This is a genomic window from Nocardiopsis sp. iso_186 (genome assembly GCF_056173365.1).
In genome coordinates this window covers 3,409,187-3,423,557 of the sequence record NZ_CM149670.1, presented here as the reverse complement: position 1 = coordinate 3,423,557, position 14,371 = coordinate 3,409,187, and the positions used below count along the sequence as shown (strand labels likewise).

The window sequence follows — 14,371 nt, the reverse complement described above, 5'->3', positions numbered from 1 at the left end:
CCGTTCGCTTAAAAAAGTGATATCACAATGCTAGGCTTAAGGCATCACTTCGCGAACGGAAGGAATTTTCAGGTGCACACCAAAGAAGGCACTGTCACCGGGGTCGAGATGCCCACCCCCCAGGTCAGAGAGAAGCTCGCCGACGGCCGCGCCGGGCTCCCCGTCTTCGGCCTCGCCCTGCTCCTGTTCCTGGCCGGTCTCGGAGTGGGGGCCTGGGGAATCTTCGGCCTCCAGGGCGTGCTGCCGACCGTGCTCACGGTCGTGGGCGGTTCACTGCTCGTCATCATCGGCCTCGTGGTCTGTGCCGGTCTGACGGTCGTCGCCCCCAACGAGGCCCGTGTGCTGCAGTTCCTGGGCCGCTACACCGGCACCATCCGTACCGACGGTCTGCGCTGGGTCAACCCGCTGACCACGCGGCACCCCATCTCCACCCGCATCCGCAACCACGAGACCACCGTCATGAAGGTCAACGACTCCGGCGGTAGCCCCATCGAGATCGCCGCCGTCGTGGTCTGGCAGGTCAAGGACACCGCGAGGGCCATGTTCGAGGTGGACGACTTCGTCAGGTTCGTCAGCATCCAGACCGAGGCGGCCGTGCGCCACATCGCCAACAACTACCCCTACGACACCCACGAAGAGGCAGCCCGGTTGTCCCTGCGCGACAACGCCGACGAGATCACCGAGAAGCTGTCGGAGGAGATCGCCGAGCGCGTCGATTCGGCCGGCGTCAAGATCATCGAGTCGCGCTTCACCCACCTGGCCTACGCCCCCGAGATCGCCCAGTCCATGCTCCAGCGCCAGCAGGCCGGTGCCATCGTGGCCGCTCGCAAGTACATCGTCGAAGGCGCGGTGGGCATGGTGGATTTGGCGCTCCAGCGCCTCGCGGAAGAGGATGTGGTGGAACTGGACGAGGAGCGGAAGGCGGCGATGGTGAGCAACCTGTTGGTCGTGTTGTGCGCGGACCGTGCCACCCAGCCGGTCGTGAACACCGGGTCGCTCTACTCGTGACGGTGATCGTGGCGTGAGTGAACGCAAGAAGATCCTGCTCCGGCTGGACCCGGCGGTGCACGACGCGCTGACCCGCTGGGCCGGTGACGAACTGCGCAGTACCAACGCGCAGATCGAGTTCTTGCTGCGCAGGGCGCTGGACGGGGCCGGACGGATGCCCAAGAAGACCGGCGAGATCCCGCGTCGGGGGCGGCCGCGCAAGCCTTCCGCCGACGACGGGTGACCGTCTGCCGATCGTGTCGAGGGGGCGCTCCCCGCCGTTCCAACGGCCCGGAGCGACCCCTCGACTGTGCGTCGGGCGAGGTGGCTGCCGGCCGCGGGCCCAACCGGCCTCGTCGCGCAGACGCTTCTTCAGTCGTTTGCCCGTGGCGTTGCTCGGCCGATCCTCGGCACTGACCCGCACGTGACCGGGGACCTTGAACGCGACCAGCCGGCCGACCAGAAAGGCGCGCAGCGTCTTCGCGTCCAGTTCCGATCCAGCGACCGTGCGCACCACCGCGCCCACCTCCGTGTGGGGGACGCCCAGCAACCATGAACGACTTCGCGGCGCCGCCCGTCCCTGGCCGGCCCAGGCCATCCATGGCCGCGGCCCCCTCGGTTCACGAACGCCGCGCCCCGGCTTCTGCTCAGGACGCCGCCCGCAGTCTCCGCAAGGGTTCGGCGAGCTCGGCGGTGAAGAAGTCGAAGAACCCGTCCGGATCGGGGCCGGCGTTGACCAGCGCCAGGTTGTCGAACCCCGCGTCGGCGAACTGGCGTGCCACCGCCAGATGACTCGCCGGATCGGGTCCGTAGCCGAAGGTCGCGCGCATGTCCTCTTCGCGGATGTGGGCGGTGGCGGCCTCGAAGTTGACCGGGTTGGGAAGCTCGGACTGCACCTTCCAGCCGGTCAGCCCGAAGCGGAATTTCTCGTGTGCCGACTGGAGCGCACTCGCCTCGTCGGGCGCCCAGGACAGCGGGACCTCGCCGTAGGCCGCTCCGGAGCCTCCGGCATCGGAGTAGGCACCGACCAGTTCGGGTTTGGGTTCGGTGGTGAAGATCCCGTCGCCGAACTCGGCGGCGATCCGCGCCGATGCGGGGCCGCTGATCGCCACGATGATGGGTGGTGCCGTCTCGGGAAGGTCGAACACACGGGCGTCCTCCAGAGAGAGGTGCTCGCCCTCGAAGGAGTGGTAGCCCCCCGACCACAGCAGCCGGATGATTTCCAGTGACTCCCGCAGCATCGCGTGGCGGTGATGGACGGCCGGCCATCCCCGGCCCACCACGTGCTCGTTCAGCCGTTCCCCCGCTCCCACGCCCAACACGAATCGGCCGCCGCTGAGCAGCGCGGTCGTGGCCGCCGCCTGCGCCACCACCGCGGGGTGGTACCGGATGAAGGGGCACGTCACCCCGGTGGCCAGCTCGATGCCTTCGGTGCGGGCGGCAGCGGCCGCCAGGATCGACCAGGCGTAGCCGGAGTGCCCATGGCTGTAGAGCCAGGGGTGGAAGTGGTCGCTGATCTCGACGAAGTCGAATCCGGCCGCTTCGGCCCGGATGGTCTGGCGCACCATTTCCTGTGGCGAGTACGCCTCGGCGAAGAGCTTGTACCCGATTCTCATGTGCGTCGTTCCCCTCGTCCGGTGTACGGATCAAGGGGCCGCTGCCCAGACCGGAGGGGTCATGCACATCGCTCTGCTCCGGTGAGGCGTCCGTCCGGTCGAACCGTGGCGTCATCGCGCCGCCGGTCGGGGTGCATGCGCCCCTGAGAAACAGGGTCCGGGGTTCGTGGGCCGTTGGGCCGGGTCGGGGTAGGCCCGAGCCCCACCCAGCGGCCCACAGGGATCTGACCGCTCTTGTCGGCTACTCCGAGGGCTGGGGCAACTCGGGGCAGTCGATGCTGGGGTTGAGGCCGACGTAGTTCAAGGGACCGGCCAGCACGGTCACCAGGGTGCTGCCGATCGTGGCGCAGTTCTGCTCGGATTCGTTGAAGTACCCGCGCTGCACCGCCGCGAGCACCCCGATGAGCAGCCAGACGACGATGATTACCGGAAGTACCGTTCTGCTGCGCACTGCTGCCTCCAGGGGGCAACGGCCGTACGGACGGCCTGTTCATGGTCGCGGTAGCACTACCCCGACCAGGGCAGGAGATTCCACTGAAACGTCCGCGTTCATCCGCTTCGCTCCGTGAACAGGGATCCGTGTCGCGTTCCGGGCTGCCGCCCGGTGGCCGGTGCAGGTCGCCGCGCTGAAAAGCCTTGTGCGCAGGCGATGCGGAAGGGGGGCGTTACCGAACCGGAATGCAAAAACCCCGCGGATGTGCGTAGGCCGCCGACACGCCGGGTAGCGGGCTGCCGCCGTACCAATCACACGACCCCCGAATCACCGATCCCCTCGGAGGACTCCATGTTCGCCATTGCAGCCGCAGTTCTCTTCGGTCTCGCCCTGCTGTTCGAGATCGCCATCGGTTCCGTCGCCGAGATCATCACCCCCACCAGCCTGGCGCTTGCCGGGCTGCTCTGCGTCGCGCTGCACCTCTCCGGAATCGCCACTGCGCTGCCGCGCGGTCGGCGCCGCTGAGGTGGCCCGGTCCGATCAGTGATCAACGCCCAGCCCCGGTCTCCGGGCCGGGGACGGGCGTGTCCTTGATCTCCACGACCCCGGAAGTCTTTTGCGCGACGCCCGTGGCGTTGCCCGGTCGCCCCGGCGGTATGGTCCCGCCTTCGTTCTTCGCGGTGTCGGACGAGTGGAAAAGGGTACCGTTGCCAGAGATTTCATCATTATTGGCCGTGTTGCCGGCTCGGTGATCATGAAATCGTCGGTTGGGGGCCGGTTCGTTTTCCAGCTGTTGTGCTGGGAACCGAGCGGAGGGCGACAGACAACCCGGGGTGGAGAACGTGGACTGGAGCGACCTCGATGACGAGGAGATGTTGGCAGCCGCGTACGCACTCATCGACGAAGAGAAGCCGGGCTCCGGCCTGCTCGCACTGCTCGATGCCTTGGCGAGTCCCCAGGACAGCCCGAAAAACGGTCCGCCCGGGCACTGAGCCCGAGGCGGCGGCCTCCCGTCTCCGCTCGGGCAGCCGCCGGGCGGCGCGATCAGTCGCCGGCGTCCTGGTCGGGCAGGCAGGCCGGCTTCCGGCGCGGTTGACTCGTGATGATGGCCAGGGCATGGCGTACCGGCCTGGCCGTCTCGGGGGGCAGCGCGCCGAACGCGGTGGCCGTCAGGGCCGACGCGATCTCCCTGACCTTGGTGTTGGTGCGCTGGGACGCGGTGGACAGGATCGTCCACGCACGCTCTGAATCGCAGGAGCGCACCGCCATGATCACGCCTATCGCCTGGTCGATGACCGCACGCGACTCCAGCGCGTGCGTGAGATTACGTACCTTCTCCTCCAGTTCCTGGTTGCGGTGGACGAGTGCTTCGGGGAGCACGTACTGCGGTTTCGAGTCAACGGTCATGGAGTCCTCCACAAGCCCGGAGGGAGCATCCGACTGGTCGCAGATGCGGCATCCCTCGCGGCATGGCGGGTTCCGGGGGTGTCGTGAATCTGAATGCCCTCTTTACGTTCGGCCACACGTTGCGGCCCGAACGTGTGTTCCCGGGCACCGTGATGAGCTGGCAGATCACCGGACCTCGGTTTCTCGCTGACGGCTCGTGTCCCGCAGCGGCCGGTTTGCGACATGCCTAAAACCATGGCGCGCACCACACCGGATTGTGAAAGGGGAGAGGGCCCATGCCCTGAACGGGCATGGGCCCCGGCGGCGAGCTGTTTTTTCAACCCGGCCCAGCCCGGCGGGCGCGATGCGCGCGCTCGGACGCTCCACGATTCGCCGCCTACCCAGCGTCGCCACGCATACTCGCGTCTGCTCAGCCGAGATGACCAGGGCACATGAAACCGGGGAAAAAGTCCTCCGGAATCCTTTTCTGGCGATGGGTGACACGAGGGACACGCCGTCGGGACTTACAATCGGCAGGTCGCCATGGCCGTCGCCCCGATGAGCCCCACCGCGCCCAAAAACAGGTGCCTCGGTGTCGCAACGGGATCGGACGCAGGAGCGCGACACGCCGTCAACGAGGGTCCCGTGCGCATCTGCCCCGGGACGAGGAGACCGGAGCATGACCCAGAACACGACCGACGACACGACCGGATTTGCTGACCTTGGATTGGGGCCGGAGCTGCTGCGTGCGCTTTCGGGTCTCGGTTACGAGGAGCCCACGCCCATTCAGCGGGAGGCGATCCCCTCACTGCTGGAGGGTCGTGACCTGCTCGGACAGGCCGCAACGGGGACGGGGAAGACGGCCGCGTTCGCTCTTCCGGTCCTCCAGAGGATGCCCGCGGGAGGGAAGGGCAAGGAGCCCACGGCCCTGGTGCTCGTCCCCACCCGAGAGCTGGCCGTCCAGGTCTCGGAGGCATTGCACCGCTATGGACGCGACCTCGGTGCACGCGTCCTCCCCATCTACGGGGGGCAGCCCATCGGACGCCAGTTGCGGGCCCTGGAACGCGGTGTCAACGTCGTCGTCGCCACGCCCGGCCGCGCACTCGACCACATCGGTCGTGGAACGCTGCCCATGGACGCGCTCCAGATGGTCATCCTCGACGAGGCCGACGAGATGCTGGACATGGGATTCGCCGAGGACATCGAGTCGATCCTCCAGGAGACCCCCGAAGACCGCCAGACGGTGCTCTTCTCGGCGACGATGCCCGCGCGCATCAACGTGATCGCCCGTCGCCATCTGCAGGACCCGGTCCGCATCCAGATCGCGCGCGACACCCCCGCACCGGGGGAGGAGCCGCTGGTGCGCCAGAGCGCCTACGTGGTTCCGCGGGCCCACAAGCCGGCGGCGCTGGGACGCGTGCTGGACGTGGAAGCCCCCACCGCCGCACTGGTCTTCTGTCGCACCCGCGAGGAGGTTGACCAGCTGACCGAGACCCTCAACGCCCGCGGCTACCGGGCCGAGGCCCTGCACGGCGGGATGAACCAGGAGCAGCGCGACCGCGTGATGGGGCGGATGCGCAATGGGACGGCCGACCTGCTCATCGCCACCGATGTCGCCGCGCGCGGTCTCGACATCGAGCACCTCACCCACGTGGTGAACTACAACGTGCCCTCGGCGACCGAGTCCTACGTGCACCGGATCGGCCGCGTGGGTCGCGCCGGGCGCGAGGGTGTGGCCATCACTCTCGTCGAGCCGCGCGAGCACCGCATGCTCAAGACCATCGGGCGTGCGACCAAGCGTCAGATCACGGTCGAGAAGATGCCCAGCATCGCCGACCTGCGGGCTCGGCGGCTCGAACTGACCCGGGCCGCGCTCCAGGAAAGCCTCCTGGAGGACAACCTGGACCGGTTCCGCGGCGTGGTCGAGACGCTCGCCGAGGAGTTCGACGTCATGGAGATCGCGCTCGCCGCGGTGAAACTGGCGCACGAGTCCAGTGGCGCGGCCGCCGACGAGGAGGAGATCCCCGAGATCACCATGCGTCCGGAGCGTGACCGTGACGGGCGTGGGGACCGGCGCGAGACATCCGGACGCGGACCGCGGCGGGGGCGCGCGCCTTCGGGCGGGATGACGCGTCTGTTCGTCGGGATCGGCCGCAGTTCCAGGGTTCGGCCCCAGGACCTGGTCGGAGCCATCGCCGGGGAGTCGGGGCTCAGCGGCCGCGACATCGGTGCGATCGAGATCGCCGACCGGTTCTCCCTGGTGGAGGTCCCCGAGGCGTCCGCCGAGGACGTCATCGAGGCCCTGCGCGGCAGCACCGTCAAGGGGAAGAAGACGGTCGTGCGCCGCGAGCGCTACGAAGCGCGCTGACCTTTGCCCGAACCGCCCCTCGATTTCGGTCGGGGGGCGGTTTCTGCTTTCCCGAGCGGTTTAACCGGAGCTGTGCGGTCAGTCTCCCGGAGAGGGGCCCGTCGAGCGCCTCCGGGGTGGGGCCGGTCATCGCGCCGTACTCCGGCAGTCGCGCGAGCACGAGGTTCTTCGATCGTGTCGGCAAGAAAAGAACGAGGAGACCATTTCCGTGACTGAGACGACCCAGGCCCCGGTACTGCGCTCGCTGCTCTCACCGGCCCGTTACGTGCAGGGCCGCGGGGCATTGGGCGAGTTGGGGCGCTACGTCGCCCAGATCGGATCCACACCGCTGATCCTCACCGACGACGTGGTGCGGAAGTTGACCGAGTTGACCGTCACCGAGTCGTTCGAACGGGCCGGCCTGCCGGTGGTGTTCGAGATCTTCGGCGGAGTGCCCACCGCCGCGGAGGCGGAGCGGATCGCGGAACTGATCCGCGGACAGGGCGCCGATGTGGTCATCGGGCTGGGCGGCGGCGCTGCCATCGACACCGCCAAGGCCGCGGGCGACAACGCCGGAGTGCGCTGGGTCAGTGTTCCCACAGCGGCCTCCACCGACGCCCCGACCTCCGCTCTCTCGGTGGTCTACACCGAGGACGGAGCGTTCGATTCCTACCGGTTCTATTCGCGCAACCCGGACCTCGTCCTCGTTGACACCGGCTTTATCGCCAAAGCTCCGGTGCGGTTCCTCATCGCGGGGGTCGGCGACGCCCTGGCGACCTGGATCGAGGCCCGCGCCGTGCAACGTTCCGCTGCCACCACGATGGCGGGCGGCAGCGCGACGCATGCGGGCACGGCACTGGCCCGGCTCTCCTGGGACATCCTCTGGGAGCACGCCCTGCCGGCGATCGACGCGGTGCGCAACGACCTGGTGACACCCTCGGTCGAGGCGGTCGTCGAAGCCAACACGCTGCTGTCGGGGCTCGGATTCGAGTCGGGCGGTCTGGCCGCCGCACACGCGGTCCACGACGGGCTGACCGCGGTCGCCCAGACGCACGGCCTCGCCCACGGCGAAAAGGTCAACATCGGTTCGATCTGCCAACTGATCCTGGAGGGCGCCGACACCAGCGAGATCAGGGAGTTCGTCGCGTTCACCATGCGGGTCGGGCTGCCGACCAGCCTGACCGAGGTGGGGCTGGGCGACGCCGACGACGACACGCTGCGCGAGGTCGTGCGTGCCGCGATCGTGCCTGAGGAGACGATCCACAATCTCGCGTTCCCCGTTTCCGAGGACGCGTTGCTGGACGCCCTCAAGGCGGTCGAGGTCCTGGGCCGTTCGGTCCGCTCCGAGGCGGGGCTGCCCGCTCCGGAGGCACCGAACAGGCACTGAACGGCGGTCGGGTGAGGCGGGAGCCGGGTTGCTGCGCGGCGTTTCGTTCACTGCGGCCTCCTATGGGTAGCGGGGGGCCATGACTCGACACGACGACCCGCCCATCACCCCCGACCCTCCGCTTCCCCCGGGCTTTCCCGAGGTCCCCGAAATCGACTTCTCCAAGCCGGCAGAGGAGACCGAGGAGCCGGAGCAGAAGTCCCGTCCCGGCCAGGACGAGCGCCCCGACACCGAAGCCGACACCGAGCCTCCCGACTAGCGGTGGACGGCGCGCACCGCCGCCGGAGCGAATCGGCCTGGGGCTGACCGGCCCGGTCCCGCCGACCCATTGGATCGGCGGGACCGGGTATCGGCGCACCGCCGTGCAGGGCGGGACCGTTCTCGGCCCGTACCGTACGAAGAGGCGGCGAGTACGGGCCGCGGTCGGGCATGGCCTTCGTCGCACCGACCGATGGTCCGCTTCCAGGAGTCCGATCCGGTGGGGCTAGCCCGATCGGGTCCCGTCCCACAGCGCGCCTTCCACGGATTCCGCGGTCCGCAGCAGGGACAACCCATCGGCGAACGTCGGCAGATCCGGGTCGTCGCGTCCACTGCGCAGACTCTCGGCGACGGCTGTCAGCAGCCCGCCCAAGGGCGGCACGCCACTGCCGGCGGTCGTTCGGGAGGCCCCCGCGGGGAAGAGCTCCGTGGGCTCTGCCGTATCGTGTCGCGCACCCCGCAGCGTCACCGGAAAATGCCCGGTGTGCCCGGCCGCGCTGGCGTGCAGCATTCCCTCGTCGCCGTAGGCCTCAAGACTCCAGCCACTGCCGTGCCAGGCCACCCACGAGGTGTGCAGCGAGAACACGCCCCCTTGCGGCAACCGTCCGGTCACCGCCGCGGAGTTGACGCTGTCGGCACGCAGCCGGCCCTCGGGCATCGGCCAGGAAGTCCGCGACGTGACCGCGTGCCCGCTCACTGTTTCCGTCGTCCCGAAGACCCAATTGATCAAGTCGAGGGTGTGCAGGCCGTGAACGCGCAACGATCCCGCTCCGGTTGCTGAGTCGGCACACCACAGAGAACCTGGTGCCGCCGCGGGGCGGGTGAAAGTGGGATAGAAGGCGGTGGCGCGGACGTTGGCCACCCGACCGATCCAGCCCTGTGCCACCAGGCGGCGCAAGGTGCGCAGCCCCGGGGAGAACCGCGACTGCATGTTCACGAAGGCGCGGACCCCGGCGTCGTGGACCGCCGCCGACATCTCTTCGGCTTCCCGGGAGTGCACGGCCAGGGGAGCCTCGCACAGAACGTGCCGTCCGGCCGCCGCGGCGGCGCGCACCATCGGCGCGTGCAGGCTGGGCCTGGTCACCACGTCAACCAGTTCCACACGGTCGTCCGCGCATAGTTCCCGGTAGTCGCCGTAGGCCCGTTCGATCCCGAACCGGGCAGCCGCGGCTTCGGCGGAGGAGGCGTGGCTGGTCGCCAGGGCGACCACCTCGAACTCGGGCAGTGCGGTGTAAGCGGGCAGGTGCGCGACGGAGCCGTAACCGGCGCCGATCACCCCGACCCGGATCGGTTCACGTACGGACACGGCGAGCTCCTCGGCTGGATTCTCAGAACTGTTTTGCGACCTCGGTGGCGAACAACTCCATGGCGGCCAGGACCTTCGCCTGCCCGGGGCCGGTGGGATGACGAAAGATCAGGAGAAAGTCCTGCACGCCCGCGGTGTCCTGGAAGCCCCTGATGGACTCGGCGCACTCGTCGGGGGTTCCGAAGATGATCCGGTCGCGCACCGCGTCGTCGATGGTGATGTCGGAGGCCGAACGCACCCCGGGCATGTCGCCGATGGCCCCGTACTCCCAGAGCGTGCGCACCATTGCCAGGGCCGTGTCGCCGAAGTCGCGCATTCCTTCCTCGCGGCTGCGCGCGGGCCAGCAGAACCGCACCGCGCTGACGTGGCCCTCCTTGTCGTTTAGAGCGGCCTCGTCGCGATAGGCCGAGGCCATCTGCGCCATGGTGTCCACCGACATCAGGGCGTTGCTGATCCAGCCGTCGCCCAGGCGCGCGGCGCGACGCAGCCCACCAGGGGTCCACGCCCCCAGGTGGAGGGGCGCGTGGGCCTGAAGGGGCTTGGGAATGACCGACACGTCGTCGAACGTGTAGTGCTCGCCGGAGAAGGAGAAACGCTCGTTCGTCCACGCCGACCGGACGATCCGCGCCGTCTCGTCCAGGCGTCCCGCGCGCTCGGTGAAGGGGACCCCCACGGTGGTGAAGTCCTCCTCCAGATAGCCCGCGCCCAGGCCGAGGAACAGTCGTCCGCCGGAAATCTGGTCGAGCATCGCGGCGTCCTGGGCGAGTTCCACCGGGTTGTACAGCGGGCCCAGCGCCACGCTGGTCCCCACTCGCACCCGCTCTGTGCGCGCTGCGATCGCGTACGCCATGGGGAGGGCGGAACCGAAGTACTCGGTGGAGTGCTTGTGCTCGGTGGTCAGAGCGGCGTCGAAGCCGAGTCGGTCGGCCGCCGTGGCCTGCTCCAGTACCTCCTGTCCCACGCGGTAGGGGTCACCGGAAACGACACCCTGCGTGAATACGACTCCGAATCCCATGCTGCTCCCTTTTCGATTTTTCTGCGACAACTTCGCCCCGGGGCGAGCGCAGAGGCAAACGTATACCCAGAGCAGAGGGGGGAAACAACAATCGTTCGTCACAGCTGCGTTTCAAACACCGGAAAATGGCTGTACTAGGATGGCGGACAAGCGTGCCGGCCCATCTCGACAACGCTCCTCTTCCCATCCGGGCCCGCGGTCACGGCAGGGCGCGCAGCGCACGCCCGAGCGCAGGCATGCCCTATCCACACGTAGATTTCAGGAGGCGCAGCATCAGCGCATCGATACCACCGGGGTGGAAGTTCACCGGAGGGGAAGCGCCGTTCTGGCATCCGCCAGAAGTTGATCTGCGAAAGCCCAGTCCAGCGCGCATGTATGACTACTACCTGGGGGGAAAGGACAATTTTCGGGTCGATCGCGAGGCTGCCCGGGAAATCCTCCGGGACGTTCCCGAATTGTTCCAGACGGCCCGGGAGAATCGCTCTTTTCTGCGTCGCGCAGTGCGTGATCTGGCAAAATCGGGAATCGACCAGTTCGTCGATATCGGTGCCGGTCTCCCCACCCAGGGCAATGTCCACGAGGTCGCGGAACGCTACGTCCCCTGCTCCCGCGTGGTCTACGTTGACAACGACCCCACCGTCCTCTCGCACGCCCGGGCACTCCTGGCCCGCGAACGCAAGACCCTGGTGATCAAGGCCGATGCCCGAAGCCCCGATCTCCTGGACCGCGTCCGCCAGCTGCGTCTGATCGACTTCACCCGTCCGGTCGCCGTCCTGCTCGTGGCGGTCCTGCACTTCATCTCCGACGACGAGGATCCGGCCGCCATCATCGGCCGCCTGCGCTCAGTGCTGGCCCCGGGCAGCCACGTCGTCATCGCGCACGGCACCCGCAGCGCCGGCGGCGTGGCCGTCGATGCGATGACCAACACCTACCGCCGTGCCACCGCGCCGGTCTACCTGCGTTATCCGGAGCAGATCGAGGACTTCTTCGCGGGGTTCACCCTCATCGATCCCGGGGCCAGTTATCTGCCCTGGTGGCGCCCCGATCCCGAGAGCGACCTCTCGGACGCCACCCGCTGGCACTTCGGTGGTGTCGCCCGCCTCGACTCCTGACCCTGGAGGACGACGGCCTTCAGGGTCAGGAGCCGAGGGCGGGGGAAACCGCAGGGGCGGACCTCAGAAGCGCCAGCGTGTCTGGCTGGACTCCGTCCCCTTGCCGAAGCCCAGAACCTTGGTGGGGGAGACCCCGTACACCAGGGCTTCCCCGCCCCCCGGGTGGTGGAAGGCGCCGTCGCGGACCTCGAAACTCCAGGCGGTCCCGTATTTGGCGACGTAGAGGCCGGCCAAGCGCTTCAGCAGGTCGTGGTCCTTTGTCCGTACCGCGTCGCCCTCGACCACGAGGTCCAGGCCAGAGGCGAGGGTGTTGTGGCCGGTGGTGAGGATGCAATGCGGATTGCGCGCCAGGTTCTGCGCTTTGCGCTCCTCTGCTCCGGTGCAGAAGTACAGCGCGTCCGCCAGCCAGACCGCCAGCAGCGGAGTGACGTGGGGGCGCCCGTCGGGGCGCACCGTGGACAGCCAGAACACCTCCGCGCTCTCCAGGAGCCCGCGCGCGTGCGCCCACTGTACGGGGGCCGCGCCCTCGCTGCTGTAACGAGCGTCGATCTCTCCGGTCGGGTTCTTGCCCGCCATGGTTTGCCTCCTCAAGGTTCCGGGGCGGAACCGTTGAGAAGTGTGACTTCCCTGCCCCGTGAAACTCATCGCGACGATCGGGTGCGAAGCGGATGTGCAGGACGTGCAAAGTGCCCAACCCCACCTCGTTGCGGGGGTCCCGCTGGGAATGGAATCCGCATGTCGAAGGTTCGAGAAGATAGTTGAAATTGGAACTAAAGCCGGAGGGCGAGAGATGCAGTTCGGGATCTTCACCGTGGGCGATGTGACGCCCGACCCGACCACCAAAACGGTGCCGACCGAAGCCGAGCGGATCAAGGCGATGGTGACGATCGCGGAGAAGGCGGAGGAGGTCGGCCTCGACGTCTTCGCCTCGGGCGAGCACCACAACCGCCCCTTCGTGCCCTCCTCGCCCACGACCATGCTGGGGTACATCGCCGCCCGCACCAGCCGCATCATCCTCTCGACCGCGACCACCCTCATCACCACGAATGACCCGGTCAAGATCGCCGAGGACTACGCGATGCTGCAGCACCTGGCCGACGGCCGGGTCAACCTGATGATGGGGCGCGGCAACACCGGGCCCGTCTACCCCTGGTTCGGCAAGGACATCCGCCAGGGCATCCCGCTGGCCGTGGAGAACTACCAACTGCTGCGCCGCCTGTGGCGCGAGGACGTCGTCGACTGGGAGGGCCGGTTCCGCACGCCCCTGGAGTCCTTCACCTCCACGCCTCGCCCCCTGGACGGTGTCCCCCCGTTCGTCTGGCACGGTTCCATCCGCAGCCCCGAGATCGCCGAACAGGCGGCCTATTACGGCGACGGATTCTTCGCGAACCACATCTTCTGGCCCACGAACCACTTCCAGCGGCTCATCGACCTCTACCGCAGGCGTTTCGAGCACTACGGGCACGGTTCCGCCGACCAGGCCATCGTCGGACTCGGCGGCCAGGTGTTCATGCGCAAGCGTTCCCAGGACGCCGTGGCGGAGTTTCGCCCCTACTTCGACAACGCCCCGGTCTACGGCAACGGTCCGTCACTGGAGGAGTTCACGGAAGGCACCCCGCTCACGGTGGGAAGCCCCCAGGAAGTCATCGACAAGACCCTGACCTTCCGCGAGAAATTCGGCGACTACCAGCGCCAGCTGTTCCTGATGGATCACGCTGGGCTGCCGCTCAAGACGGTCCTGGAACAGCTGGACCTACTGGGTGAAGAGGTCGTCCCGGTACTGCGCGCCGAGTTCGACCGGTTGCGCCCCGCGCACGTCCCCGAGGCACCGACGCACGCCGGCCTGCGCGCGGCGGCCACCGGCACGCTCGAAGAGGGCACCGACCTCGTCGAGGCCGCACGATGACCGCCCGCAGGGTCGTCGTGGTCACGGCCGGGTTGAGCACCCCTTCCTCCACCCGGCTGCTGGCCGACCGGCTCGCCGCATCGGCCGTGCGCTCCCTTCGGGAACAGGGGCACCAGGCCACCGTCGAAACGGTGGAGCTGCGCGACCACGCCCGTGACCTCGCCGACCGGATGCTCACCGGTTTTGCTTCCCCGGGGCTCGCGGAGGTCGTCAACGGTATCGCCGACGCAGACGGGGTAATCGCGGTGACCCCGATCTTCAACGCCTCCTACAGCGGACTGTTCAAGACGTTCTTCGACGCGGTGGAGCCGGACGCACTGACCGACACACCGGTCCTGATCGCAGCGACCGGAGGCACGGCCCGCCATTCGTTGGCCCTTGAGCACGCCGTGCGTCCCTTGTTCGGCTACCTGAGGTCGGTGGTGGCCCCCACCGCCGTCTTCGCCGCCGCCGAGGACTGGGGATCGGGCGGAGACGGTCGGCTCGGTGTCCGTATCGATCGGGCAGCCGACCAGTTCGCCGCCCTGGTGGGGAGCCGCAGCAGGGCCGAACCGCGCGACCCCTTCGACGACCCGGTCCCCTTCGCGACGCTGTTGTCGGGGGAGTAGGCCGGTGTCG

The 14,371-nt window shown here is 68.3% G+C and carries 16 protein-coding genes; 10 read left to right on the top strand and 6 right to left on the bottom strand.

Annotated features, from left to right (window positions below):
* The first annotated feature begins 108 nt into the window (after positions 1-108).
* The gene (locus AC0VYP_RS14985; protein WP_285757823.1) at positions 109-1,008 is read left to right on the top strand and encodes an SPFH domain-containing protein; all 900 of its coding nucleotides are present in this window, start codon (positions 109-111) and stop codon (positions 1,006-1,008) included.
* Positions 1,009-1,021: 13 nt separating this feature from the next.
* On the top strand, positions 1,022-1,231 hold the full coding sequence (locus tag AC0VYP_RS14980) for a type II toxin-antitoxin system antitoxin (protein WP_285756634.1): 210 nt from the start codon (positions 1,022-1,024) through the stop codon (positions 1,229-1,231).
* 403 nt (positions 1,232-1,634) lie between these two features.
* Here AC0VYP_RS14980 and AC0VYP_RS14975 read toward each other — a convergent pair whose 3' ends face one another.
* Both AC0VYP_RS14975 and AC0VYP_RS14970 read right to left on the bottom strand, forming a co-directional pair.
* Positions 1,635-2,603, bottom strand: a complete 969-nt coding sequence (locus AC0VYP_RS14975; RefSeq protein WP_475470288.1) for a TIGR03557 family F420-dependent LLM class oxidoreductase — start codon at positions 2,601-2,603, stop codon at positions 1,635-1,637.
* 241 nt (positions 2,604-2,844) lie between these two features.
* Positions 2,845-3,054 (bottom strand): hypothetical protein, encoded by a 210-nt coding sequence (locus AC0VYP_RS14970; protein ID WP_285756632.1) that lies wholly within the window; start codon positions 3,052-3,054, stop codon positions 2,845-2,847.
* A 333-nt stretch (positions 3,055-3,387) separates the two neighbouring features.
* Here AC0VYP_RS14970 and AC0VYP_RS14965 point away from each other — a divergent pair, with 333 nt between their 5' ends.
* Together AC0VYP_RS14965 and AC0VYP_RS14960 are read left to right on the top strand one after the other, a co-directional pair.
* Positions 3,388-3,561: a hypothetical protein gene (locus AC0VYP_RS14965; RefSeq protein ID WP_285756631.1), complete on the top strand. Its 174-nt coding sequence runs from the start codon at positions 3,388-3,390 to the stop codon at positions 3,559-3,561.
* 317 nt (positions 3,562-3,878) lie between these two features.
* Entirely contained in the window at positions 3,879-4,028 is a 150-nt protein-coding gene (locus AC0VYP_RS14960) for a hypothetical protein (RefSeq protein ID WP_475470286.1), read from the top strand.
* 52 nt (positions 4,029-4,080) lie between these two features.
* Here the strand turns inward: AC0VYP_RS14960 and AC0VYP_RS14955 are convergent, their stop codons facing one another.
* A complete protein-coding gene (locus AC0VYP_RS14955; RefSeq protein WP_285756629.1) occupies positions 4,081-4,443 on the bottom strand; it encodes an ANTAR domain-containing protein in 363 nt (120 codons plus the stop codon).
* Between the two features lie 658 nt (positions 4,444-5,101).
* Here AC0VYP_RS14955 and AC0VYP_RS14950 point away from each other — a divergent pair.
* From AC0VYP_RS14950 to AC0VYP_RS14940, 3 genes are all read left to right on the top strand, one after another.
* Positions 5,102-6,790: a DEAD/DEAH box helicase gene (locus AC0VYP_RS14950; protein ID WP_475470284.1), complete on the top strand. Its 1,689-nt coding sequence runs from the start codon at positions 5,102-5,104 to the stop codon at positions 6,788-6,790.
* A 208-nt stretch (positions 6,791-6,998) separates the two neighbouring features.
* Positions 6,999-8,156 (top strand): glycerol dehydrogenase, encoded by a 1,158-nt coding sequence (locus AC0VYP_RS14945; protein ID WP_475470282.1) that lies wholly within the window; start codon positions 6,999-7,001, stop codon positions 8,154-8,156.
* A 79-nt stretch (positions 8,157-8,235) separates the two neighbouring features.
* Positions 8,236-8,415: a hypothetical protein gene (locus tag AC0VYP_RS14940; protein WP_285756626.1), complete on the top strand. Its 180-nt coding sequence runs from the start codon at positions 8,236-8,238 to the stop codon at positions 8,413-8,415.
* Between the two features lie 225 nt (positions 8,416-8,640).
* On the opposite strand, the gene AC0VYP_RS14935 is transcribed toward AC0VYP_RS14940, so the two are convergent.
* Together AC0VYP_RS14935 and AC0VYP_RS14930 are read right to left on the bottom strand one after the other, a co-directional pair.
* A complete protein-coding gene (locus AC0VYP_RS14935; RefSeq protein WP_475470280.1) occupies positions 8,641-9,720 on the bottom strand; it encodes a Gfo/Idh/MocA family protein in 1,080 nt (359 codons plus the stop codon).
* Between the two features lie 22 nt (positions 9,721-9,742).
* A complete protein-coding gene (locus AC0VYP_RS14930; RefSeq protein ID WP_285756624.1) occupies positions 9,743-10,735 on the bottom strand; it encodes an LLM class flavin-dependent oxidoreductase in 993 nt (330 codons plus the stop codon).
* 125 nt (positions 10,736-10,860) lie between these two features.
* Here AC0VYP_RS14930 and AC0VYP_RS14925 point away from each other — a divergent pair, with 125 nt between their 5' ends.
* Positions 10,861-11,847 (top strand): SAM-dependent methyltransferase, encoded by a 987-nt coding sequence (locus AC0VYP_RS14925; RefSeq protein WP_349497175.1) that lies wholly within the window; start codon positions 10,861-10,863, stop codon positions 11,845-11,847.
* Between the two features lie 63 nt (positions 11,848-11,910).
* Here the strand turns inward: AC0VYP_RS14925 and AC0VYP_RS14920 are convergent, their stop codons facing one another.
* Positions 11,911-12,423 (bottom strand): pyridoxamine 5'-phosphate oxidase family protein, encoded by a 513-nt coding sequence (locus AC0VYP_RS14920; RefSeq protein WP_285756622.1) that lies wholly within the window; start codon positions 12,421-12,423, stop codon positions 11,911-11,913.
* A gap of 214 nt (positions 12,424-12,637) precedes the next feature.
* Between AC0VYP_RS14920 and AC0VYP_RS14915 the strand changes: the two genes are divergently transcribed.
* Together AC0VYP_RS14915 and AC0VYP_RS14910 are read left to right on the top strand one after the other, a co-directional pair.
* A complete protein-coding gene (locus tag AC0VYP_RS14915) occupies positions 12,638-13,753 on the top strand; it encodes an LLM class flavin-dependent oxidoreductase (RefSeq protein WP_475470278.1) in 1,116 nt (371 codons plus the stop codon).
* Positions 13,750-14,361 (top strand): FMN reductase, encoded by a 612-nt coding sequence (locus AC0VYP_RS14910; RefSeq protein ID WP_475470276.1) that lies wholly within the window; start codon positions 13,750-13,752, stop codon positions 14,359-14,361. Before AC0VYP_RS14915 ends, AC0VYP_RS14910 begins: the two co-directional genes overlap by 4 nt.
* The last annotated feature ends 10 nt before the right edge of the window (positions 14,362-14,371 follow it).